Below are 323 nucleotides of genomic sequence, written 5' to 3'. Positions count from 1 at the left end.
GAAGGCGCAGATTGCGGCACGGGGGCAGGTTCTGCGGCAGCCACATTTTTAGGCGTATCAATATTGTCTGGCACGGCCTCACCCTCTTCCACCAGAATGGCGATAGGAGTGTTTACGGCAACGCCTTCTGCACCTTCCTGAACAAGGATACGGCCCAGAATACCTTCCTCAATGGCTTCAACTTCCATTGTGGCCTTGTCAGTTTCAATTTCGGCCAGAACGTCACCGCTGTTTACGGCATCCCCTTCCTTTTTCAGCCAGCGGGCCAGCTTGCCCTCTGTCATGGTAGGAGAAAGGGCGGGCATTAAAATTTCAGTCGCCAT

1 protein-coding gene is annotated in these 323 nt (G+C 53.9%); it reads right to left on the bottom strand.

The annotated features are described in order from the left end of the window. A partial coding sequence (locus CSR02_RS09125; RefSeq protein ID WP_208616825.1) for a biotin/lipoyl-containing protein occupies positions 1 to 323 on the bottom strand: 323 nt, incomplete at both ends.

The sequence above is a fragment of the Acetobacter pomorum genome, assembly GCF_002738225.1.
Taxonomy (GTDB): Bacteria; Pseudomonadota; Alphaproteobacteria; order Acetobacterales; family Acetobacteraceae; genus Acetobacter; species Acetobacter pomorum.
This window is presented reverse-complemented; position numbering and strand designations above follow the sequence as displayed.